Origin of the sequence: Vibrio scophthalmi LMG 19158, assembly GCF_000222585.1 — a bacterium.
Classification (GTDB): Bacteria; Pseudomonadota; Gammaproteobacteria; order Enterobacterales; family Vibrionaceae; genus Vibrio; species Vibrio scophthalmi.
Genome location: NZ_AFWE01000175.1, coordinates 56,883 through 79,069, shown reverse-complemented (window position 1 = coordinate 79,069; position 22,187 = coordinate 56,883). Strand labels below are relative to the sequence as shown.

General features: G+C 43.1%; 23 protein-coding genes and 1 pseudogene. 14 read left to right on the top strand and 10 right to left on the bottom strand.

Annotation, left to right across the window (positions count from 1 at the left end; all coding sequences use genetic code 11):
- Nucleotides 1-26 precede the first annotated feature (26 nt).
- The 6 genes from RH88_RS13770 to waaA all read left to right on the top strand — a co-directional run bounded on the left by RH88_RS13770 (nt 27) and on the right by waaA (nt 6,517).
- On the top strand, nt 27-1,193 hold the full coding sequence (locus RH88_RS13770; RefSeq protein WP_005597008.1) for a nucleotide sugar dehydrogenase: 1,167 nt from the start codon (nt 27-29) through the stop codon (nt 1,191-1,193).
- Nucleotides 1,194-1,338: 145 nt separating this feature from the next.
- Complete coding sequence (lpxM, locus tag RH88_RS13765; protein WP_005597006.1) at nt 1,339-2,328, top strand: lauroyl-Kdo(2)-lipid IV(A) myristoyltransferase; 990 nt, start codon at nt 1,339-1,341, stop codon at nt 2,326-2,328.
- Nucleotides 2,328-3,059, top strand: a complete 732-nt coding sequence (locus tag RH88_RS13760) for a glycosyltransferase family 25 protein (protein WP_005597004.1) — start codon at nt 2,328-2,330, stop codon at nt 3,057-3,059. Before lpxM ends, RH88_RS13760 begins: the two co-directional genes overlap by 1 nt.
- Nucleotides 3,056-4,081, top strand: a complete 1,026-nt coding sequence (waaF, locus tag RH88_RS13755) for a lipopolysaccharide heptosyltransferase II (RefSeq protein WP_005597002.1) — start codon at nt 3,056-3,058, stop codon at nt 4,079-4,081. The genes RH88_RS13760 and waaF overlap by 4 nt, the downstream gene beginning before the upstream one ends.
- Nucleotides 4,078-5,277, top strand: a complete 1,200-nt coding sequence (locus RH88_RS13750; protein ID WP_005597000.1) for an O-antigen ligase family protein — start codon at nt 4,078-4,080, stop codon at nt 5,275-5,277. The genes waaF and RH88_RS13750 overlap by 4 nt, the downstream gene beginning before the upstream one ends.
- Nucleotides 5,258-6,517, top strand: coding sequence for a lipid IV(A) 3-deoxy-D-manno-octulosonic acid transferase (gene waaA, locus RH88_RS13745; RefSeq protein WP_005596998.1), 1,260 nt, complete (start codon nt 5,258-5,260; stop codon nt 6,515-6,517). The genes RH88_RS13750 and waaA overlap by 20 nt, the downstream gene beginning before the upstream one ends.
- A 3-nt stretch (nt 6,518-6,520) precedes the next feature.
- Here the strand turns inward: waaA and RH88_RS13740 are convergent, their stop codons facing one another.
- Together RH88_RS13740 and RH88_RS13735 are read right to left on the bottom strand one after the other, a co-directional pair.
- Complete coding sequence (locus RH88_RS13740) at nt 6,521-7,225, bottom strand: 3-deoxy-D-manno-octulosonic acid kinase (protein WP_005596996.1); 705 nt, start codon at nt 7,223-7,225, stop codon at nt 6,521-6,523.
- A gap of 36 nt (nt 7,226-7,261) precedes the next feature.
- Complete coding sequence (locus tag RH88_RS13735; protein ID WP_005596995.1) at nt 7,262-7,639, bottom strand: diacylglycerol kinase; 378 nt, start codon at nt 7,637-7,639, stop codon at nt 7,262-7,264.
- A gap of 131 nt (nt 7,640-7,770) precedes the next feature.
- Here RH88_RS13735 and RH88_RS13730 point away from each other — a divergent pair, with 131 nt between their 5' ends.
- From RH88_RS13730 to RH88_RS13710, 5 genes and pseudogenes are all read left to right on the top strand, one after another.
- On the top strand, nt 7,771-8,826 hold the full coding sequence (locus tag RH88_RS13730) for a glycosyltransferase family 9 protein (protein WP_005596993.1): 1,056 nt from the start codon (nt 7,771-7,773) through the stop codon (nt 8,824-8,826).
- A 38-nt stretch (nt 8,827-8,864) separates the two neighbouring features.
- Entirely contained in the window at nt 8,865-9,632 is a 768-nt protein-coding gene (locus RH88_RS13725) for a glycosyltransferase family 2 protein (RefSeq protein ID WP_005596991.1), read from the top strand.
- Complete coding sequence (locus RH88_RS13720; protein ID WP_005596990.1) at nt 9,629-10,429, top strand: glycosyltransferase family 2 protein; 801 nt, start codon at nt 9,629-9,631, stop codon at nt 10,427-10,429. Before RH88_RS13725 ends, RH88_RS13720 begins: the two co-directional genes overlap by 4 nt.
- Complete coding sequence (coaD, locus tag RH88_RS13715; protein ID WP_005596988.1) at nt 10,422-10,907, top strand: pantetheine-phosphate adenylyltransferase; 486 nt, start codon at nt 10,422-10,424, stop codon at nt 10,905-10,907. Before RH88_RS13720 ends, coaD begins: the two co-directional genes overlap by 8 nt.
- A pseudogene (locus tag RH88_RS13710) lies at nt 10,904-11,843 on the top strand (glycosyl transferase family 90). The gene coaD and the pseudogene RH88_RS13710 overlap by 4 nt, the downstream one beginning before the upstream one ends.
- Before the next feature lie 13 nt (nt 11,844-11,856).
- On the opposite strand, the gene mutM reads toward RH88_RS13710, so the two are convergent.
- The 7 genes from mutM to RH88_RS13675 all read right to left on the bottom strand — a co-directional run bounded on the left by mutM (nt 11,857) and on the right by RH88_RS13675 (nt 18,078).
- Complete coding sequence (mutM, locus tag RH88_RS13705; protein WP_005596986.1) at nt 11,857-12,663, bottom strand: bifunctional DNA-formamidopyrimidine glycosylase/DNA-(apurinic or apyrimidinic site) lyase; 807 nt, start codon at nt 12,661-12,663, stop codon at nt 11,857-11,859.
- An 11-nt stretch (nt 12,664-12,674) separates the two neighbouring features.
- A complete protein-coding gene (locus tag RH88_RS13700; protein ID WP_005596984.1) occupies nt 12,675-13,175 on the bottom strand; it encodes a hypothetical protein in 501 nt (166 codons plus the stop codon).
- A gap of 87 nt (nt 13,176-13,262) precedes the next feature.
- Nucleotides 13,263-14,795: a phosphoethanolamine transferase gene (locus RH88_RS13695; RefSeq protein ID WP_005596981.1), complete on the bottom strand. Its 1,533-nt coding sequence runs from the start codon at nt 14,793-14,795 to the stop codon at nt 13,263-13,265.
- A gap of 104 nt (nt 14,796-14,899) precedes the next feature.
- A complete protein-coding gene (rpmG, locus tag RH88_RS13690) occupies nt 14,900-15,070 on the bottom strand; it encodes a 50S ribosomal protein L33 (protein WP_005596979.1) in 171 nt (56 codons plus the stop codon).
- Between the two features lie 14 nt (nt 15,071-15,084).
- Nucleotides 15,085-15,321, bottom strand: coding sequence for a 50S ribosomal protein L28 (gene rpmB / locus RH88_RS13685; protein ID WP_004728407.1), 237 nt, complete (start codon nt 15,319-15,321; stop codon nt 15,085-15,087).
- 281 nt (nt 15,322-15,602) lie between these two features.
- Nucleotides 15,603-16,277, bottom strand: a complete 675-nt coding sequence (gene radC, locus RH88_RS13680; protein ID WP_005596977.1) for a RadC family protein — start codon at nt 16,275-16,277, stop codon at nt 15,603-15,605.
- A 121-nt stretch (nt 16,278-16,398) separates the two neighbouring features.
- A complete protein-coding gene (locus RH88_RS13675; protein ID WP_005596975.1) occupies nt 16,399-18,078 on the bottom strand; it encodes a methyl-accepting chemotaxis protein in 1,680 nt (559 codons plus the stop codon).
- Nucleotides 18,079-18,316: 238 nt separating this feature from the next.
- Here RH88_RS13675 and coaBC point away from each other — a divergent pair, with 238 nt between their 5' ends.
- The 3 genes from coaBC (at nt 18,317) to RH88_RS13660 (ending at nt 21,229) form a co-directional block, all read left to right on the top strand.
- Nucleotides 18,317-19,516 carry a bifunctional phosphopantothenoylcysteine decarboxylase/phosphopantothenate--cysteine ligase CoaBC gene (coaBC, locus tag RH88_RS13670; RefSeq protein ID WP_005596973.1) on the top strand — a complete coding sequence of 400 codons (1,200 nt, stop codon included), beginning with the start codon at nt 18,317-18,319 and terminating at the stop codon, nt 19,514-19,516.
- 114 nt (nt 19,517-19,630) lie between these two features.
- Nucleotides 19,631-20,221, top strand: coding sequence for a nucleoid occlusion factor SlmA (slmA, locus tag RH88_RS13665; protein WP_005596971.1), 591 nt, complete (start codon nt 19,631-19,633; stop codon nt 20,219-20,221).
- A gap of 57 nt (nt 20,222-20,278) precedes the next feature.
- Complete coding sequence (locus RH88_RS13660; protein WP_005596969.1) at nt 20,279-21,229, top strand: Kdo(2)-lipid IV(A) acyltransferase; 951 nt, start codon at nt 20,279-20,281, stop codon at nt 21,227-21,229.
- A gap of 236 nt (nt 21,230-21,465) precedes the next feature.
- On the opposite strand, the gene pyrE is transcribed toward RH88_RS13660, so the two are convergent.
- Nucleotides 21,466-22,107, bottom strand: coding sequence for an orotate phosphoribosyltransferase (pyrE, locus tag RH88_RS13655; RefSeq protein ID WP_005596966.1), 642 nt, complete (start codon nt 22,105-22,107; stop codon nt 21,466-21,468).
- Nucleotides 22,108-22,187 lie beyond the last annotated feature (80 nt).

Below are 22,187 nucleotides of genomic sequence, written 5' to 3'. Positions count from 1 at the left end.
CGTTACTAACCGTAGAGGATCGAACAGTGAAAGTTGCTATCGCAGGTACAGGCTATGTCGGCCTATCAAATGCAATGCTATTGGCGCAAAACAATAATGTTGTAGCTCTGGATATCATTGAAGAAAAGGTTACTTTACTAAACAAAAAACAATCTCCAATTGCTGATAGTGATATTGAGCGTTTTTTGTCAACCAAAGAACTTAACTTCAAGGCAACAACCAACCAAGAAGAAGCTTATAGAGATGCTGATTTTGTTGTTATTGCAACCCCCACTGATTACGATCCTCAAACGAACTACTTCAACACATCATCGGTTGGAGCTGTTATTCGTGATGTAATCGCCATCGCTCCATCAGCGGTGATGGTGATTAAGTCAACCGTACCGGTCGGTTATACAGAGCGAATCAAACAAGAATTGAGCTGTGAGAACATAATCTTCTCTCCAGAGTTTCTTCGTGAAGGCAAGTCTCTATACGACAATCTGTACCCATCACGGATTATTGTTGGTGAACAAAGTGAGCGAGCGCGAGGTTTTGCCAACTTGCTTCTCGAAGGAGCAGAAAAGGAAGACATTCCTGTACTCTTCACTAACTCCACTGAAGCTGAAGCGGTAAAGCTATTTTCTAATACCTACCTAGCCATGCGGGTAGCCTACTTCAATGAACTAGATTCCTACGCGGAAGCGCACGGCTTAGATGCACGACAAATCATTGAAGGTGTCGGGTTAGATCCTCGAATTGGTAATCACTATAACAACCCATCATTTGGTTACGGCGGTTACTGCTTACCCAAAGATACCAAACAACTGTTAGCTAACTACCAAGAAGTACCCAACAACATCATTGGTGCGATCGTAGACGCTAATCGAACTCGTAAAGATTTTGTTGCTGAAAGTATTCTCAAACGTAACCCGAAGACGGTGGGAATTTATCGCTTAGTAATGAAATCAGGTTCTGATAATTTCAGAGCATCGTCGATTCAAGGCATAATGAAGCGCCTGAAAGCAAAAGGTGTTGAAGTGGTTGTTTACGAACCCGCACTGCAAGAAACGCACTTCTTTAACTCCCGGGTCATCAGTGATTTTAATGAATTCATTCATTGTGCGGATACCATCGTATCTAATCGCATGAATGATGAGCTATTACCATTTGCTGATAAAGTCTACACTCGTGATTTATTTGGTAACGATTAAACCCAGTTGAACTCCAAACTGGTGAGTAAACCTTCAAATTACTCACCTTATCTATCTGTACTCTAGGAAGGGCCTTTTGTTGCGTGGTACACTTGCCCAAAACACATTCGACTAACTATTGCGCTAAGCGCCTATTGAGCAATCTATGTCAGCAGCTCCTCGCAACGATTTTGATGAAAAAGCCTATAACCCTACTTTTGAGTGGCACTTCTTAGCGCCTAAGTACTGGCCTACTTGGCTCGGTGTCATACTCTCGCTGCCTATAGCACTACTACCATTGTCTTTTCATCAATGGCTGGCGAAAAAGATAGCGAGTAAACTATCAAAATCAAACAAAGGCCCTGCGCATCGTACGCGAGTCAACTTGCAACTCTGCTTTCCAGAGATGAGTTTTGAGCAGCGTGAAGCGTTAGTCTATAAAACGCTCTTCACCGCAGGGGTGTTTATACTTCGTTTCGTATTACTCTCCTTACGTTCAAAGACATGGCTACAGCAGCAGTGTGAATTTGTAAATGAACATAACCTAACTCAGCTAACCGATGCCGGTGAGAATGTTATCTTGCTTGTACCTCACTCCTGGGCAATCGACATCCCAGCAATTTTATTAGCTTCTTTAAACTTACCTGTCTCTGCGATGGCAAAAAAACAAAAAAATCCGGTGGCAGACTGGTTAATGCATCGACAGCGAGTTCAATATGGCGGTCGAGTTTATGAGCGGTCAGGTGGCATTAAGCCATTTATTAAGTCGATAAAATCGGGTTATTTAGGCTATTACCTACCAGATCAAGACCACGGTGCTGAACTGAGTGAATTTGTCGATTTTTTTGCCACAACTAAAGCAACACTGCCAGGCTTAAGCAAGTTAGCCAAACTATCTAAAGCTCATATCGTTCCTCTGTTTGCGTCTATCGATCCGCAAACAGGAAAATTCTCGATTGAAGTGCTACCTGCTTTAGATCTTCAAGCTTCCGATCAAGCCGATGCGCGCGCCATGAATAAAGCTATTGAGCATTTTGTTGAACCAAAACCTGAGCAATACATGTGGATTTTGCAACTTTTACTGACTCAACAAGATGACAGTAATTATTACAATCTTTTTAAATCTCGCTACGATAGTGATTGGAAGGTTCGTTAATGAAAATTTTTGTGGTTAGTCTTGCTCGATCCCAAGAGCGCAGACAGCGAATGTCACAGCAATTGCTCGATGCTGGTATTAAATTTGAATTTTTTGATGCCGTTGATGCATCAAAGGCTGGTTTTCTTTTTTCAGATAAAGCATCGCCAAAACAAACGCTAAAACGTAAAGGTTATCAGCTTAAACCTGGAGAGATTGGATGCTTTGCTAGCCATTACAGCTTGTGGCAAAAATGCGTCGAACTACAAGCGCCTATCGTCATACTTGAAGATAATGTTGATATCCAACCGCTAGCACGAGATATCCTTCAACTCCTTGAACCCTATATTAATAAATATGGCTACGTAAAACTCGCGGCAACACAACCTAGTAAATTTACTCCGATTGAAGAGATAGCAACTCGTACACAACTCGGTCAATATGCAAAAAAAAGCTGTGGTACCACCGCTTATGCGCTTTCGCCTCAAGCAGCACAGGCATTTATTGCCAATGCTGAGTACTTTATTGAGCCTGTAGACGACTACATGGAAAAGCCATGGCGCCATCAGGTAAAAACCTATAGCGTGAAGCCTTCTCTATTTGAACGTGCTGAAATCATTTCAACCATCAGTAGTCAAAATACGAAACGCAAAGAAAAACACAAATTAGATGTGCCGCAAAAGGTCTACATTGAGATCTATCGAAGCTACGAATCCATCATGAAAAAGCTGTTTTGGAATCACAAATCATGAATAAAATTTTAGTGATCGGCCCCTCTTGGGTTGGCGATATGGTGATGTCTCAATCACTCTATATCACCTTAAGGGAACTACACCCTAACGCCATTATTGACGTGCTCGCTCCCGCTTGGTGCAAGCCTATCTTAGAGCGCATGCCCGAGGTAAACCAAGCAATTGAAATGCCTCTCGGCCATGGTGATTTAAATTTATGCGCTCGTTTCGATATGGGTAAAAAACTTCGCCTCGAAAATTACGAGCACGCATTTGTGTTACCAAAATCAGCTAAATCAGCCTTGATCCCTTGGTTTGCTAAAATTCCAGTTCGTACTGGCTGGAAAGGCGAAATGCGCTTTGGTTTGCTCAACGACATTCGTTGCAATATGAAGGCTTTCCAATTCATGGTTGAGCGTTATGTTGCTTTGGCTTATTCAAAGGATATCATGCTTGGTTCTAGCTCACTTGGTGGTCTCGAAAGTTTACTTAGACCAAAACTAACAATTGATCAAGAAAGCCAACAACAAGCCATTACCAAGTTTGGGTTAAGTATGGCGCAGGAAAGCATTGGCCTTTGCCCAGGCGCTGAATTTGGCCCAGCCAAAAAATGGCCTGAAGAAAAGTATGCTGAGGTTGCCGACTATGTGGCCAGTCAAGGACAGCAAGTGTGGTTATTTGGTTCACAAAAAGATATCGATACCTGTGAGAAAATCAGAAGCCTTGTGAATGAGGAAAATCGAACCTCGATTCATGTGTTAGCAGGTAAAACATCATTAATAGAAGCTGTCGACTTACTGGCGGCATGCCGCACTGTTGTTAGTAATGATTCAGGTTTGATGCACGTTGCTGCCGCTGTCGGTTGCCATGTTATTGGTGTTTATGGTTCTACATCACCTAAATACACACCACCACTCGCTAACTCTGTTGATATCGTCTCGATTGAATTAGAATGCCGCCCTTGCTTTAAACGAGAATGCCCTCTGGGGCATTTGCATTGTTTAAAAGAACTCTCAAGTTCAGTTGTCACAGAAAAACTATGAACATCAACAATCACTATAAGAAAAACACAATCCAATTTCTATTCGCTCTTCCGACCATATGGGCTTTTTCTGGACTTTTTTTATACGAGAAATCCGACAAACACTTTTTTACACTTTGTATCATAGTGTTCTTTTTAGGGTTATTTCAATTAGGCTTTAATGCCATTGTAGAACAAATAAAAAACAGAAAGTTAACATGGATATTATTGATAGCTGTAATTTTTAGCGCTTTCACAAAACTAACCATGGGGGGAAGTTCATCAGAATTAAGGGTTCTTGGTGCTATAGCATTATATTCAATGGTGCTACCTAACTATGTAATTGAAAAAATAAAATCAAATCTAATATTTCTAATAGCTTTAGCTTCTATCATATCTGTTAGTTACATAAGCTATCAAACTTTCGCATTACAAATAGACCGAGAATATTGGTCTATAAACGCTATACCCTACACCACTTTCAGCGCGGCGATAACATCGATTGCAATCTACTTAGCTTTCATATCATCAAAAAATAAACAACGGATTACTTCATTATTTTCAGCATGCTTAGGGCTATCGAGCATCATAATTAGTCAGACTAGAGGGACTCTACTTGCTGTAACTATTGCAGCATTACTAATAGCAGCTTTAATGATTATTAAGTATAAAAAAAACAGCATATTCATTGTTGCATCCATTATTGCCATAAGTTTAGTTTCTTTTTTAAATCATGAGAAAATTGAACAACGCATTATACAAACAAAACATGAATATCACGCAATTACCAGTGGCAACCTCAATACCTCTATTGGTTACAGATTACAAATGTGGAAAGCCGGATGGGAGCTAGCTAAATCACCGACTATTTTTGGCTTAGGGAAAAACCACGTAGAAGCAAAGCAAGAATTATATGAAAAAGGATTAATATCAAAGGCATCAATTGGTTTTAAGCACTACCACAACCAATACATATCCAGCCTAGTAATGAAAGGGATTGTTGGATTAATGATGACATTGGCATTTCTTCTAATGCCTCTATTTTATTATTTCTGGCATAATGATAAGTCAATCCTCATCGCTATACTATGTTCTACTGTATATGCCGTTTCCGGGTTGACTGACATCCCCTTAATGCAACCGCATCCATTGGCATTTTACTTAATCATTCTTTTGCTATTTTGCACGCAAAAAAATTATGACTCGAATACTATATAGCACCCTACTTTTTATTATCTGTCCATTTTTTTTGTATGGTCTCTTTAAAAGTAAACAAGGTAAGCCCTCATACAATTTTCGCTGGAAAGAGTTATTTGGTATAACGATGCCAACCAACGGCATGAATCCTCTATGGATTCATGCCGTATCTGTTGGAGAGGTCATTGCTGTAACTCCTTTAATTAGACGAATTAAAACTAAATACCCAGAATTACCAATTGTAGTTACGACAACAACGACAACTGGCGCCGCTCAAGTAGAAAAATTAGGTGCACTAGTTGAACATCGTTATATGCCTTTAGACTTTAGTTTTGCCGTAAATAGCTTCCTAAAAGCTGTTCAGCCTAGCCAATTGTTAATTATGGAGACTGAACTTTGGCCTAATACCCTTCACTACGTTTCTCGTCGAAAAACTCCAATAACAATATTAAATGCTCGACTATCTCAAAAATCGGCAAATAACTATCGAAAGATACTTCCTTTATTCAATATTGCTGCTTCAGCAGTAACTAGATTTTTATGCCAAAGCACCAGTGATTCACAAAGATTCGTTGAATTAGGAGTCCCAAGTGAAAAAATTCACGTAACCGGATCAATAAAATTCGATATCTCCATTAATAATAGATGTATCGAAGATGCGAAACAATTACGGGAAAAGTTAGGACAACAAAGGAAAATCTGGATAGCGGCTAGCACCCATCAAGGTGAAGATGAGCAAGTTCTCAACGCTCACAAGAGGATCCTTGACCAATTCCCCGACGCTTTACTGATATTGGTCCCTCGTCATCCAGAACGCTTTGGTTCTGTACATGAACTATGCCAGCAAGCCGGATTTTCGACCGTTCGTCGCTCATGTAAAACAGCTCTAACAGGCAGTACTCAAGTATACTTAGGTGATACGATGGGTGAGATGATGTTACTACTTGGGGCTGCCGACTTGTGCTTTATGGGTGGCAGTCTCGCTGGAAATAAGGTTGGGGGTCATAACATCATAGAACCAATGGCTCTGGGTAAGTACACACTCACTGGCCCAAGTTATTTTAACTTTCAGGCCATTATCGATGAGTTTCTTACTGAGAGTTTAATAAGTGTAGTTGATGATGAAAACGAGTTAAGTGATAAATTAATCAAACTTTTTTCTCAACCAGAATTCGTCCCTACTTCAAGTACAATTAAGCAAGCAGTAGAAAAGCAAGTTGGCGCTATAGATAGAACCATTCAGTATTTGAATCTTTCTTAGATATTATGTTGACCAAGTACTAAACAGCATATTGAAACCACAATGGTCAAATTCATGGTTTGCTTTCTTTGCTTCTTTTATAAAAGAGCGCTTTAAGCGAGCCATATTTTCGCTCTTCCAGTCATAACCCTCTTGCTGGTGACACTTATCAAAATCGATAATCCATACCTTATCTTGCTTATCTAGCAGTATATTATGGATATTGAGGTCGGTATGATTCACGCCAGCGTCATGCATTTTCCGAATTTCTAGGCCAATTCGTTGATAGATTTCCGTTGGTAATGGTTTTTCCTGCAAAATACTCACCAGATCTCTTGCAGCAGGAATACGTTCGCTCAAGAGATCGGCTTGATAGGTTAACCCTGATTTAACCGCACGTGCGGCAATCGGCTTAGGCACATTGACACCCGCTTCTCTCAAACTGAGTAGCAACGAAAACTCGGCTGCGCTGCGTGTTTTATCCCAGCCAGAAAACCAGTAATGGTCTTCAACCAGTTTGCCGAATAAGCCACCGCGTCGGTAATGACGCAGTGCACCTTGCATAGAGTCGAGTTGGACAAACCAAGTTGTCCCTCGGCCTTTTGCACTACCAACCACTTTGTTATTTGCCTGCCAATAGTTAGCGTCAAAAATTTCAGCGTCACTAGCATCAATAATATCGCTATCGAACCAAATGCACTGGTTTTCTGTTTTAATCGTCTCAATCATCGTGCACTCCGGCAATGGCTTAAAATACGTAGCGAGTTAAAATACATAATGGCTTAAAAGGATATAGCACCAAGTAAAAGCGGCAAAAATCAAAGCCACTAGCACTGCGGCTGAACCGATATCTTTTGCTCGTCCACTCAGCTCGTGATGCTCAATACCAATTCGGTCCACGACGGCCTCTATCGCTGAATTGAGCAATTCAACAATCAGAACTAAACAGGCAACACCAAGCATAAGAATACGTTCAACAACACCAACGTCAAAAACGCACACTAGAATCGATGCTACCAATAACAACGCCAACTCTTGACGTATCGCCGCTTCATACTTAAAAGCCGCTTTTAATCCTTGTATCGAGTATCCTGTTGCTTTGAAAATACGTTTTATTCCTGTGTTGCCCGGCTTGCCTGTCATTCTATCGTCTCACTTAAGTAATCTATGATAGGCCTTATGGTATCTCAGCCTTCAACGTTGGATATTTTACATTTATCTTAGGTATCTGCATAATCTAGCGAGTCGGTATCTTTACTCTTCAGGCATTTAATATGTTCGCTGCTCCACCTAAATCTCTATGCATACTTCGCCTCTCTGCTATCGGTGATGTGTGTAATACCATCGCAACGGTGCAAGCCATTCAAAAGCAATGGCCCAATACCCAAATAACTTGGATCACAGGCAAGCTTGAGGCGCAGTTGCTGGCAGCAGTAGCAAACATTGAAATCATTGTGTTTGATAAGAAAGCCGGTTGGCAAGGCTACAAAGCATTGTGGCAACAGCTGAAAGGCCGAGAATTCGACGCCTTATTACACATGCAATATGCGATTCGTGCCAGCATCGCTACCCTTGGAATTAAGGCCAAATATAAGCTCGGTTTTGATAAACAACGCAGCCAAGACTTTCAAACGCTGTTTACCAACTGCAAGGTGCCCTCTCCATCATCCTTACATGTGGTCGATGGCTTAATGGCCTTTGCCACACAAATTGGTGTTGAGCTCAATGAACCTGATTGGTCACTGCATTACGCTAATGCTGACAAACAGTGGGCAGAGTCAAATATTAACCTCGATAAACCGAATCTATTGGTTGTACCTGGAGCAAGTAAAGCTTACAAAAACTGGAACGCCCAAGGTTATGTAGAAGTAATTCAGCATGCTCGCCAACTCGGCTGGAATGTCATTCTAGCGGGCAGCCCAGCTCAAGTAGAAATCGATTTAGCGCAAGATATTCAAACATTACTTTCTGAACCATGCCTTAATTTAGTGGGAGAAAGCAGCATCATGCAAATGCTGGCTTTAATCGATATTGTTGATATTGTGATAGCGCCAGATACAGGACCAGCTCACATGGCAAACGCCATGCAAACACCTATTATTGGTCTATATGCTCACCATAACCCTAAACGTGTCGGCCCTTATCGCTACCTAAACTACACCGTTTCTGTTTATGAAGAGGTTATCTTTGATGAAACAGGAAAATACAGCGTGGATTTAGATTGGCGTACCAGAGCGAAAGATGAAAAAGCGATGAATCGCATCACGAGTGCTCAGGTGATCACAATGTTTGATCGCGTTGTAGAAGATTTGCATCGTCAAACTCAGTAAACTTAACGCTCTCAAATTGACTCAAAAGGAAGACTTTCTTGTCTAAACCAACTTTAGCCGTTGCTCTCATTGTCAAAAATGAAGCAAAGCACCTACAAGCATGCCTAGATACCGTAAAAGGTTGGGTTGACGAGATTGTTCTGCTCGATTCTGGTAGCACCGATGCTACAGAAGAAATTGCGCGTCAATACACCGACAAATTCTACACCAATTCAGAGTGGCCAGGATTTGGCAAGCAACGTCAACTCGCCCAGCAATACGTCACTGCTGATTATGTGCTTTGGCTTGATGCCGACGAACAGGTCACTCCTGAATTAAAAGCCAGTATCTTAGCGGCGGTAGAAGCAAACAAACCCAATGTGCTTTATAAAGTGAATCGCCTTAGTGCCGCCTTTGGCAAATTCATTTATCACTCTGGTTGGTCGCCTGACTGGATCGTGCGTTTATATCGCACCGAATATACTCATTACAATGACGCACTAGTGCATGAGAAAGTCGAAGATGATGGCTTCCAAACCATTAAGCTGGATGGACGTTTAAATCATTACACTTATGAGCATTTACATCACTACATCAATAAAACCACAGGCTACCTAAAAGCCTGGACAGATGAGCGCGAAGGAAAGAAAAAATCCGGCCTGACGACCGCGATTGTTCACGCCCTTGCCAGCTTTGTTAAAATGTACATTATCAAGCGTGGTTTTTTAGATGGTAAGCATGGCTTTATCCTCGCATGGCTTTGCATGCACTCAACCTTCGTCAAATACATCGATCTCTATTTACGTGAACAGGCTAAGAAGTCATGAAAACCACTTTAATTATTACCACTTATAATTGGAAAGAAGCCCTTAAAGCGGTACTTGAGAGTGTAAAACGCCAATCTGTTATGCCTGATGAAGTGATTGTTGCTGATGATGGTTCCCGCGAGGACACAAAACAGCTCATTGACCAATTTAGCTCAGACTTCCCCGTTCCATTAATTCACAGTTGGCACGAAGATAATGGCTTCCAGCTCGCAATGAGTCGTAATAGAGCAATAGCAAAAGCGAGTAGTGATTATCTGATCATGGTCGATGGTGATATGGTGCTATCTCCTACCTTCATTCAATCCCACCAACAAGTCGCACAGGCTAATCGTTTTGTTCAGGGTGGTCGAGTTCTGACAGACGAAGCCTGCAGCCAAGAAATAATGCATCACGGATTAGTACCCTCTATATTCACAAAGGGTATTCGCAACCGTAAAAACTGCATTACCAACCGTCTACTCAGTAAAGTATTCTCATACGTACGCAATAACGACAAAGCGACTCGAGGATGCAACATGGCATTTTGGCGAGCGGATGTGATCGAGGTGAATGGTTTCAATCAGGACTTTGTCGGTTGGGGTAGAGAAGACAGTGAATTCGTTCATCGCATGCTCAATGCGGGTAAAGAACGCTTATATCTTAAATTCTCCGGCGTGGGCTACCACCTTTACCATAACGAAAACTCTCGAGCCTCGTTAGCTGAAAACGACGCCATCTTAGAAAACACCATCCACAATAAACTCACTCGCTGTGAGAACGGCGTTGATCAATTTACAACAGGGGTATGTGATGAGTAAAAATGTTATTTATCCTGGAACATTCGATCCCATCACCAATGGTCATCTAAATTTAATTGAGCGCACCGCCGGTATGTTTGACTCCGTCACGATTGGCGTCGCGGCAAGCCCTTCTAAGAAAACCATGTTCACGTTAGAAGAGCGGGTTGCGCTGGTTAAAAGCTCATGCGCCCATCTTAGCAATGTCTCTGTCATTGGCTTTAGTGGCCTACTGGTTGATTTTGCAAAAGAACAGCAGAGTGACGTACTGATTCGTGGACTGCGCACCACAATGGACTTTGAGTACGAATTTGGCCTAACCAGTATGTACCGTAAATTACTACCCGGTTTAGAGAGCATATTTTTAACGCCGGCGGAAGAGTTTGCTTTCCTGTCTTCAACCATTGTCCGAGAAGTCGCGACCCATGGTGGCGATGTCGCCCAATTTGTGCCAAATTCAGTAAACAGTGCCATTTTAGCTAAACTAAAATCAGTATGAAAAAACTAAAATACTACTTATCAAATGGATTGCTGCCCCATCTACCAGCCGCTTTATTTCGATTTGCTAGAGTAAAAGTTATCGCTCAACGCGGTAATTTCAATCAATCTTACTTAAATGACCGCGTTAACTATTACTGCAAATACAACACAAACTTCTCGTTAAGCGATGTTGATTTAGTCAAAGTTAAAAATTTCAAACAAACAGGAGGCAGCGCTTACTACTATGATTTACTCAAAGTGATTCAGTGCTTCCCACAAAAATTCACCTTTAAGTATGTCAATGGGGATGTCATCGATGTCCCTTCAGAGCCAAGCTTTTTAAAAAGTCGTCCCATTGACGGTGACAATCAAAACTCAGTATTGTTGAAACTGAATGCTGTTCGACACTATGTCTTTATCGATAGTGATAAACCTTACCGTGAAAAGAAAGATATGCTGGTATGGCGAGGGACTGGTTTTAGGCCTAACCGACGATTGTTATTAGCCACACACTGCGCTAATCCACGCTGTAATGTTGGCCGTGTTGATATAAAAGACAGTGATCCGAGGCAACTCAACTATGTGAAAAAATCCATGACCATTGCTGAGCAGCTTGAATATAAGTTCATTCTCAGCCTTGAGGGAATGGATGTCGCTACCAATCTAAAATGGATCATGTCCTCAAATTCGCTGTGCTTCACACCCAAACTTCGTTATGAAACATGGTTTATGGAAGGTAGGCTGCAAGCGGGTAAGCATTTTGTTGAAGTCAAAGATGACTTTTCCGATCTGGATGAAAAAAATGGACTATTACCTCTCACACCCTGAAGAAGCAGAAGCCATTATCCAAAATGCTCAACAATGGGTAGCTCAATTCAAAGATACGAAACGTGAGCGTCTCATCTCACTTCTGGTGGCACAGAAATACTTTCAAAAATCAGGGCAAATGCTGTAACGATTTTAAAACCTCACAACTGACAGTGCGAACAAAAAAACGTATTTCTTTGGCCGATCTTGAGCGCTTCAATCTCTTCACCACAACTTGGGCAAGGCTTGCCTGCTTTGCCATAAACTTGCAGCTCTTGAGCAAAGTATCCCGGTTTACCATCGGCTTGAGCAAAGTCTTTTAAGGTTGTGCCGCCTTGCGTGATTGAGGTGGTCAAAACCTGTTTGATCTCAGCAACTAAACGATCCCATTCAACAAGTGCTAAGCTGCCAGCCGTGCGAGTGGGATGTACTTTCGCGCTAAACAAAGATTCACTGGCGTAAATGTTGCCCACACCCACCACGACTTTGTTATCCATAATAAACTGCTTTACTGCAACGCGTTTATTCAATGCTTTTTGCAGCATATATTCCGCATTAAACTCATCGGTTAGAGGCTCTGGCCCCATATGGCTAAGTACAGCATGTTCGCCATCTTGGCTAAACAGCCAAGCACCAAAACGACGTGGATCATTGTAGCGTAGTAACTTACCATTGGTTAACAGTAAATCCACATGATCGTGTTTGCTCGGCGGAAACTCCGCATCGAGTACCCGAAGCGAGCCAGACATGCCTAAATGTACAATCGCACAACCTGCATCAGTTTCAATGATTAAGTATTTTGCCCGACGGCGAATATCACGAATCACCTGCCCTTCCAGTTGTTTCAGTTCAGCAGGAATATCCCAACGTAGCTTAGGCGTGCGAAAATTCAGACTACGAATCGTTTCGCCGACCAAATGAGGCGAAATACCCATCCGGCTCACTTCAACTTCTGGTAATTCAGGCACAATAATCTCCGCTATTTCTCTGATGATGGGTTATAGATCGGCAATAGATAGCTTGATTCAACCGTCACAGCAATCCATTTGTCTTGCCAGTTCTTTAATAACCAAAACTGAGGTAACTGGTAATAAGTGATCCTTTGCGGCTCTTCTTGATCAACATACCAAGCTTCAATTGACTGCGGCGAGGTAAGATTAGCCTTTAAAGACTGATAATTTTCGTCGGTAATTTCAGTGCCTACGACCCCCTTCCAGCGTTGCGCTAACTCTTGGGCCGAAATCGATGATGGAATATTCAGTTGCCACACGCCTTGCTCGCTGGTTAACGACCATTGAGTAGCATTTAAGGCGTGTAGATCTTGGCTTGGATTGAGTAGATAAGGATGCTCACTTTCAGTAGAATCATCTAATAAGTAGGTTTTGATCAATGTGGGTAGGTTAAGCACCAACATAAAAATCAACACACCTAAAATCAATCTGTTATTCCAACGACGACGCCCTTGAGTCAGTTTGGACATATCAATTCCTTATGATTAGTAGCTAAAGCTAAAATACGGCTTAGTAAGCCTAAACCGTAATAAGAAAATGCTTTGCTTTATTTCGCTTTATAATTGAATCGGATCATCTCTCAATTCACCTAAGTCAATCAACTCTCCCTCACCATTATTCACTATCGGCTGATCTTGGTAGGATGAGAAAAAAGATGGCAATGCATCCAATCGTTGGCTAGAAACCCCCATGAGCTCCGAAAGCGCTTTAATGAGTGAGAAACCATTACGTGGCGACGAAATCAACTCTCTCGATTCAAATGAAGAACCGGTAATAAACAACGGCACTTGGTAAGATTGCTTAATCGCGGGATCGTGACGTAAATTTTGCCCGTTATCTCGATGCCCTAAACCATGATCAGAAACATACAGTAAGCGATAAGGCAGAGCTTGTTGCTGAGCCATTGAGTCAATATCGGCTAAAAGAGAGTCAGTCTGTTTAATCGATTCTATATAACAAGAAACTTTGTCACCATTGAAGTTAAATTTAACCTCACCCTCAATACGATCACAAAAGCGCGGATGCGAACCAATCAAGTGCACCACGATCAACTTGGACTTACCACTGCTGGCCAAAGCTTGCTGAATATTTGTCAGTAGTGTCGAGTCATAAACATTTGAATCTCTGAAACTACCGCTGCGAGTAAATGACACATGATCAGCGTAATTCGCAATTGCACTGATCCCAGTATCAAATTCACCCATCCGTCCTTGATTAGAGATCCAGAACGTTTCAATATCAGCAGCCTTTGCTAAGGTGTTAATATTATTATTTAACTCAATATTAAGCCCATCGTTCAACGTAACGAAACGCATTACCGAAGTAAATGTATTCGGCCCAGGAGAAAGAAAATCCTGCCAAAGCTCACCCTTTGCTGTCGACATAAATGGCGTATTATCTAGCGGAAAACCGTAGGCATTCATATAGTCTTTACGAACACTTTCGCCAATAACAAAAATGGTATTGCTCTCTTGTTGCGGCTTATTTGTGATCACCCAAGACGATGGAATCTCTTTTTGCGCCATAATCTGCGCATTGTATTGATGATACTTATCGTATGAGTCATACCAGTCGTAAAAAAAACGCACTGGTGCATAACGCATATTCGAGAGCAGTGCTTGGGTATAATTGTCCTCAATGTTTCGATCCATGATCGTTCTAATCGGTTTATCGAGCAATAAAAACGAAAACAAAACCAAACAAAATGCCGACGTTTTCACACCTTGGATTTTAGGAATAAACTTAAACAAGCCAAAAGATATCACTGCAAAAACTACAGCTATAGCCAACGTACTGATTTCTAAATCTTGGAAGAACTCTAAAGCTTCAGAGGAATTGGTTTCAATAAGGGAGGAGACAATGGTTAAATTAGGGTGAGCATAATTCCATGACACTGGAATGTAGAATGTAGCCGTAAGTACCAGAGCGGTGAACAGCCAAGAACCGAATCGGTTCGTTTTCATCCATGCAACCGTAATTGACAGTAAAATCAAACTGTCCAATTTAGCTTCATAACCCAACGCAATATTAATAATCCAAGCCAAAAAAACGAGTGCGCCCAGTTTTAAGCCACTTACCAACCATTTCATGCCAATCCATCCTTATGACTACTTAGTACATATAATAAAAAACCCAGCTCGAGAGCTGGGTTTTATCGTTCAAACTTCTAGTAGAAGCTTCAAAGAAGAATCAATTACTTGATTTTGCCTTCTTTGTACATAACGTGTTGGCGAACTACTGGATCAAATTTCTTGATCTCAAATTTGCCAGGCATGTTACGTTTGTTCTTGTCAGTTGTGTAGAAGTGACCAGTACCAGCAGATGATACTAGACGAATTTTCTCACGAACGCCTTTCTTTGCCATTGCCTATTTTCCTCTTAAACGTTTTCGCCACGTGCACGAATGTCAACAAGAACAGCATCGATGCCTTTCTTATCAATAATGCGCATACCTTTTGCAGTAAGGCGTAGTTTAACAAAACGTTTTTCGCTCTCTACCCAGAAACGATGAGTTTGTAGGTTCGGCAGAAAACGACGCTTAGTAGCATTTCGTGCGTGTGAACGGTTGTTACCCGTTACTGGACGCTTACCAGTTACTTGGCATACTCGTGACATATAATGTCTTCTCCAAAATCGTTTCAGCTCGATATCAACCTTGGTGGCCGAACCTCTTCTATTTCTTAAACAGAAGGATAGAGGTTTAGATCCGCTATAGAAAGTCTATACAAGGCTATCAAAGGTCGCGCATTATACTAACTTGGTTAGCATTGCTCAATACCCGAACAGATCCTTTTTGTAGATTTCTGTGATCTTTTTTTAAGCAGAGCTGAATTTAGTCTAAAAAATGTCGATGGATTGTACTTAGATTTAGCCGAACTCACAACTAAAATTGTGATTCATATCCACCCGCGCTCCGCAAAAGAAACCACTTCACCGTCCCCTACCACAAAATGGTCCAATACTCGCACCTCGACTAAAGCCAATGCATCGCTTAATCGGCGGGTAATGCGGCGATCTGATTGGCTGGGCTCAGCCACGCCTGAGGGATGGTTGTGCGCCAGAATCAATGCCGCTGCATTATGATCTAAGGTGCGCTTAACCACCTCTCTAGGGTAAACCGAGGCGGAATCTATCGTGCCTTCAAACATCAATTCACCGCGAATCACTCTATTCTGGCTATCGAGAAACAAGATATAGAAGCCTTCACGCTGGCGATCGCGCAATAAACTCGACAAAAATAACTTAGTTTGTTGCGGACTGGTCAGGGCATCGCCTCGCTTGAGCGTCTCATTAAGATAGCGCTGACTCATCTCCAAACTGGCTTGCAGTTGTACATACTTTGCTTTGCCCAGCCCTTTCTGAGTGCAGAACTGCTCTTCTGAGGCGGCAAACAAACTTCTCAACGAACCAAACTCACGTAGTAGCCGATCCGCCAACTCCAGCACATTAATCCCTTGGGTGCCGGTACGAAGAAAAATCGCCAGCAACTCAGTATCCGTTAAAGAGGCAGGGCCATGCGAAAGCAGTTTTTCACGCGGCATTACGTTATTGGGTAAACATTTTGTCGGCATGATGCTCAGCCACTCTCGATTGTGTGTCAGAGTGGTCATTGAACAAAATAAAAAGCGAAAGCGGTAATTGGCTTTCGCTTTTCCTATCAGAGATAACGAAACGATGTAATTGCGTGCGTCATCAAAGTTTGAAGTGCCCAACTAAGCGATGCATCTCATCGCCCGAGCTGGTCAATTGAGAACTGATCGACTCCGACTGCTGTAGAGTTTGATTAATTTCATTGACGATGTGCTGAATCTCAACCAAGTTGCGATTAATCTCTTCCGCTACTGCGCTTTGCTCTTCCGCCGCAGAAGCCGTTTGTAGCCCCATATCACGAATAGTGGATACTGAAAACTGCACCGCCGCCAACGTATCTTGGATCTGATTAGACTCCTGCGCCGTTTGCTCACCACGTTGTTGACTGGTTGCCATGGTCGTCACCGCACGCGAAACGCCACTTTGGAGCAGTTTCAACATATCGCCAATCTCATGGGTGCTGTTTTGCGTGCGGCTCGCCAGCGAACGCACCTCATCGGCCACGACGGCAAACCCACGGCCTTGCTCGCCAGCTCGCGCCGCTTCAATCGCCGCATTCAGTGCCAACAAGTTCGTTTGCTCTGCAATTTCACCAATCACTTGTAACACCTTGGTGATTTGCTCTGTTTGCGCACTTAAGTCTGAAACGGCTTCTGATGTGAGGTTAACGTCTTTGACTAATTGGTTGATGCCTTCAATCGCGTGGTTCACTTCTTGTTGGGCATCTGATATCTGATCATTGGCATCATCAATAGCTTGTGCAGTGGCATTGGTATTACTGGCCACTTCTTTGGCCGTCATGCTCATCTCGGTTACCGCAGTGACGACCTTATCGGTTTCTAGGCAGTGGCGCTGCATTTGTCCACTTGCTTGGCTCGTTTGCCCATCCAATTGCCCTGCAGCCGCTTTTACCGAACCGGCACTACCACGAATATCAGAAATAAGCGGGTGGAGTTTATCCATGAAGTCATTAAAGGCCTGCGCCACTTCTCCCACTTCATCCTGACTTTCAACTTTTAAACGCGCCGCTAAGTTACCTTCACCCGCTGCAACATCTTTCAGTGATTCCGCTATGTGTTGTAGCGGTCTCACACCACGAGAAATGACCACGCTTATCACGGCGCAAGTAATCAACAAACTAATAAAGGATAATACGATGGCAGAAAAAGTCTGCGAGTTGAGTGCTTGCATGCGTGATTCACGATACGCGGCGACTTGAAGATCGATATCATCAATATAGATACCGGTTCCCAACACCCAATCCCATTTTTTGAGATATTCGGCATAACCGAGCTTCGGTGCTTGAGCGTCAATCGTTGGTTTATGCCATGAGAAATAGAGGAAACCATCGCCATTTTTAGACGCATCAATCAAACCTGAAATCACGCCGACGCCGTTTTCATCTTTCATCCCCATAAGGTTCTTGCCTTCAAGCTCTGGCTTAATGGCATGTAAGGTATTAACCCCTTGTGAATCATAAGCAAAAAAGTAACCATCACTTTCAAAGCGCATCGCTTTGAGAATCTCTTTGGCTTGCTGCTTATTTTGACCATCAACATCGGTGTCATAGAGCGGTTTAATTGCCGTCACACCCATCATCAGAAACGCTTTCAGTTCACTTTTTTTTACTTCGATAAGCTCTTGGCGATAAGTGGTCAGCTGACTATCGAGGCTTTTTAAACCGTTGAAGTAATAAACCATCGTAATCAAGGTGGTGATCAATACCAATGGAATGATGGTAACCAGTGTCAACTTACTGCGGCTCTTAAGCGAAAATCCCATATTCTTTACCTGTCTTTTGTGTGCCCCCGCCCCAATCATGCAAGTTATCTGATTGGTTCACATACTTTTTATATTGCGTTAACTCTATTTTTTATCTGTGAAGTAAGTAACGAATTAGTACTAGTTAGGTGAACTATTGTTCACTAGTTTGACTTAGGTTTGTTTCGGCGGAGGTCATCACACTTAATCCCATCGGCGGTTGTGATATTATCGGCAGCAGAAATTTGGAGATTCAAACATGCAAACACTCGCAGGAAAAAAAATCCTACTTGGTATTAGTGGCGGTATTGCGGCTTATAAATGTGCCGAGTTAACCCGTCGCCTGATTGAGCGTGGCGCACAAGTGCAAGTCGTAATGACGCACGCAGCCAAAGAGTTCATTACCCCGCTCACCATGCAAGCCGTTTCGGGCAGACCTGTCTCTGATAGCTTATTAGATCCCGCAGCAGAAGCGTCAATGGGCCATATCGAGCTGGCTAAATGGGCGGATTTGGTGCTACTTGCTCCTGCAACGGCAGATCTAATTGCCCGTATGGCCGCTGGCATGGGGAATGATCTGCTGACAACGTTAGTACTTGCTAGCGATGCACCGATTGCTGTCTCTCCTGCGATGAATCAGCAGATGTACCTGAATTTAGCCACTCAAGAGAACATTGCGACGTTAAGTCGTCGTGGCATGCACATCTGGGGACCCGCAGCTGGCGAGCAAGCCTGTGGCGATGTCGGCCCAGGCCGCATGTTAGAGCCAATGCAATTAGTCGGTTTGTGTGAGCAATTTTTTGCCGATAAGCCACTCAAAGGCAAATCGATTCTGATCACCGCAGGCCCTACTCGTGAAGCGATCGATCCTGTGCGCTATATCAGTAACCACAGCTCAGGCAAGATGGGGTTCGCCTTGGCTGACATGGCACAAAAACTGGGCGCGGATGTAACACTTGTCAGCGGCCCGGTGGCATTAGCTACCCCACAAGGCTGCCAACGCGTGAACGTTGAAAGCGCTTTGGATATGCACCAAGCGGTGATGAATCACGCCCAGCAAAGTGATGTCTTCATTAGCTGTGCAGCAGTCGCCGATTATCGCCCAGAAACCGTAGCCGACAATAAGTTGAAGAAAACGGCAGATAATGATGCGATGACGGTGAAGATGATCAAGAACCCTGACATCGTGGCTAGCGTCGCCGCCATGACAGAAAATCGCCCATTTACCGTCGGCTTTGCTGCGGAAACGCAAAACGTAAAACAGTACGCACTAAGCAAACTTGAGCGTAAGAATCTCGATATGATCTGTGCGAATGATGTCTCGCTTGCTGGGCAAGGGTTCAATAGTAACGATAATGCCATTACCGTATACTGGAAAGAGGGTGAGCAATCACTTACTCTTGCATCAAAACAACAGATTGCGCAGCAAATTTTGCAGATGATTGCCGATAAACTGTAATCTGAAATTCTTAATTTTTTTGAGCTAATCACCCTGCTTTGATCCTGCTTTGCTTAAGTAGGAAGTAGGGTGAACATTTCTTTGCTAAATAAGTGGTAATAAAAGGAAGCGTTGATGGCTGTAACAAGAAAAACCAATCGCCGAGAAGAGATCTTACAAGCGTTGGCACAAATGTTGGAATCTAACGAGGGTGCCTCTCGTATTACAACTGCAAAACTGGCGAAACAAGTTGGCGTTTCTGAAGCAGCGCTTTACCGACACTTCCCAAGTAAAGCACGCATGTTTGAAGGCTTGATCGAATTTATCGAAGAGTCTTTAATGTCGCGCATCAACCGCATTTTAGATGAAGAAAAAGACACCCTTACACGCATTCGCTTGGTGCTACAATTAATACTCGCCTTTGCTGAGCGTAACCCGGGCCTTACCCGTATTCTCTCTGGTCACGCGCTGATGTTTGAAAATGAGCGTCTACGTGAGCGTATTAACCAGTTATTCGAGCGAATTGAAACCTCTTTGCGTCAGATTCTGCGTGAGCGTAAACTACGTGAAGGCAAATCGTTCCCGGTGGATGAAAGCATCCTCGCCGCGCAATTGCTAGGTCAGGTAGAAGGCAGCCTCAATCGCTTCGTGCGTTCTGACTTTAAATATCAACCGACCGCTAACTTTGATGAATACTGGGCCCTGCTAAAAAATCAAATTGAGTAACGGGTAGCCATCAATTATTCAAATCTAAACATGCAACTCTGTTTGGGATAGTGACTTATGAGTAACGATAAATACGCCAAGCCAACCTTTTCTTTATCACTATTACACCCGCGCAATTGGGGTGTTTGGTTGGGGTTTGGATGTTTAGCCATCATCGTCAATATACTTCCTTACTCACTGCTCTATCGCTTTGGTCGATTTATCGGCCACATCGGTATGAAATATGGCAAAAGCAGAGTTCATATCACGCAACGCAATCTTGAGCTCGCTTTTCCACAAAAGAGCGAGCAAGAGCGCCAAGCCATCGTCGAAGACAACTTCAAAAATACCGGCCTCGCCTTAATTGAAACCGGCATTACTTGGTTTTGGCCAACATGGCGATTCAAGCGCATCATTGTCGATAAAGACACTCAACTGCTACGCCAATACACCGCTGAAAAACAAGGCGTTCTGCTGTGCTGCGTACACGCGCTCAACTTAGAGATCACGGCTCGCGCATTAGGCGTAATGGGCTTAGGTGGCTACGGCGTTTTTCGCCCACACAATAACCCCGCTTACAACTTCATCCAATATTGGGGCCGCACCCACAATGGTAATAAACTGATTGATCGCAAAGACATCAAACAGATGATTCGTGTCTTGCGCGATGGTGAACATCTCTTCTATTTACCTGACCATGACTATGGTCGTAACAAATCCGTCTTCGTGCCATTTTTTGCCGTAGAAGATGCCTGTACCACCACTGGCACCAGCATTCTTGCCTACACCAGCAAATGCAAAATCATCCCGGGTTCTGGGTTTAGAAACGAGAAAGGTAAATATGAAATCATTGCCGATATCTCTATCGAACAAGATTACCCACAAAAAGACGAAACAGCCGCGGCGGCATACATGAACAAATACGTCGAGATGATTATCCTACGCGCACCATCGCAATGGATGTGGCTACACAAGCGTTTCAAAACCATGGCAGACCAAAGCAAGAAGAAAGCCTGTCGCTATCAGTAAGCACTATCAACACAGTAAGCAGCATCGAAACAATATACGACAGCAAAAAAACAAAAAGGGCCTGATGGATATCCATCAGCCCCTTTTCTTTTTTAATCAAACCAGATCCCCGACTCGTCGTTCCTGCTCTCTAGGATGACCAATGGACGATGAGCCATGAACAACGCTCTCATTGGCCGTCACTTGCAACAGTGAGCAACGAACGTAGTAGCAAATCTCGCTTAAAAAATTTGCTATTAGATGCCGTATTGTGCGCGGTACGCTTTGACAGCTTCTAGATGCTCTGCACTGGTGCCTTTTTCTTCAAGGTAAGTGATCAGATCGATCAAGCTCACAATTGAGATGATTTCACAGTTAAAATCACGCTCCACTTCTTGAATCGCAGACAACTCACCTTTGCCTTTCTCTTGACGGTCAATCGCAACCAATACGCCCGCAAGGTCGGCGCCATTCGCTTGAATGATTTCCATTGATTCACGAATCGCCGTACCTGCTGTGATCACATCGTCCACCAACATAATGCGGCCTTCAAGTGCGCTACCGACTAGGTTGCCACCTTCACCGTGATCTTTGGCTTCTTTACGGTTAAAGCAGTAAGGCTTATCCATATCATGGTGATCAGCCAGTGCAACCGCTGTCGTCGTCGCAATTGGAATGCCTTTGTAAGCAGGGCCAAACAACACATCAAACTCGATACCAGAGTCTGCTAGCGCCGCCGCATAAAAACGACCTAAACGCGCCAAATCACGGCCAGTATTAAACAGGCCAGCGTTAAAGAAATACGGGCTCTTACGGCCTGATTTCAAAGTAAACTCACCAAACTTTAAAACTTCCTTCTCTAATGCAAATTCAATAAATTCACGCTGGTATGCTTTCATCTCTTACTCTCTAAATAAAGGTCTAGTGCTCTAAACTATTCATAAACAATAACGAAACATTTTCTAAATAGATGGTTTCA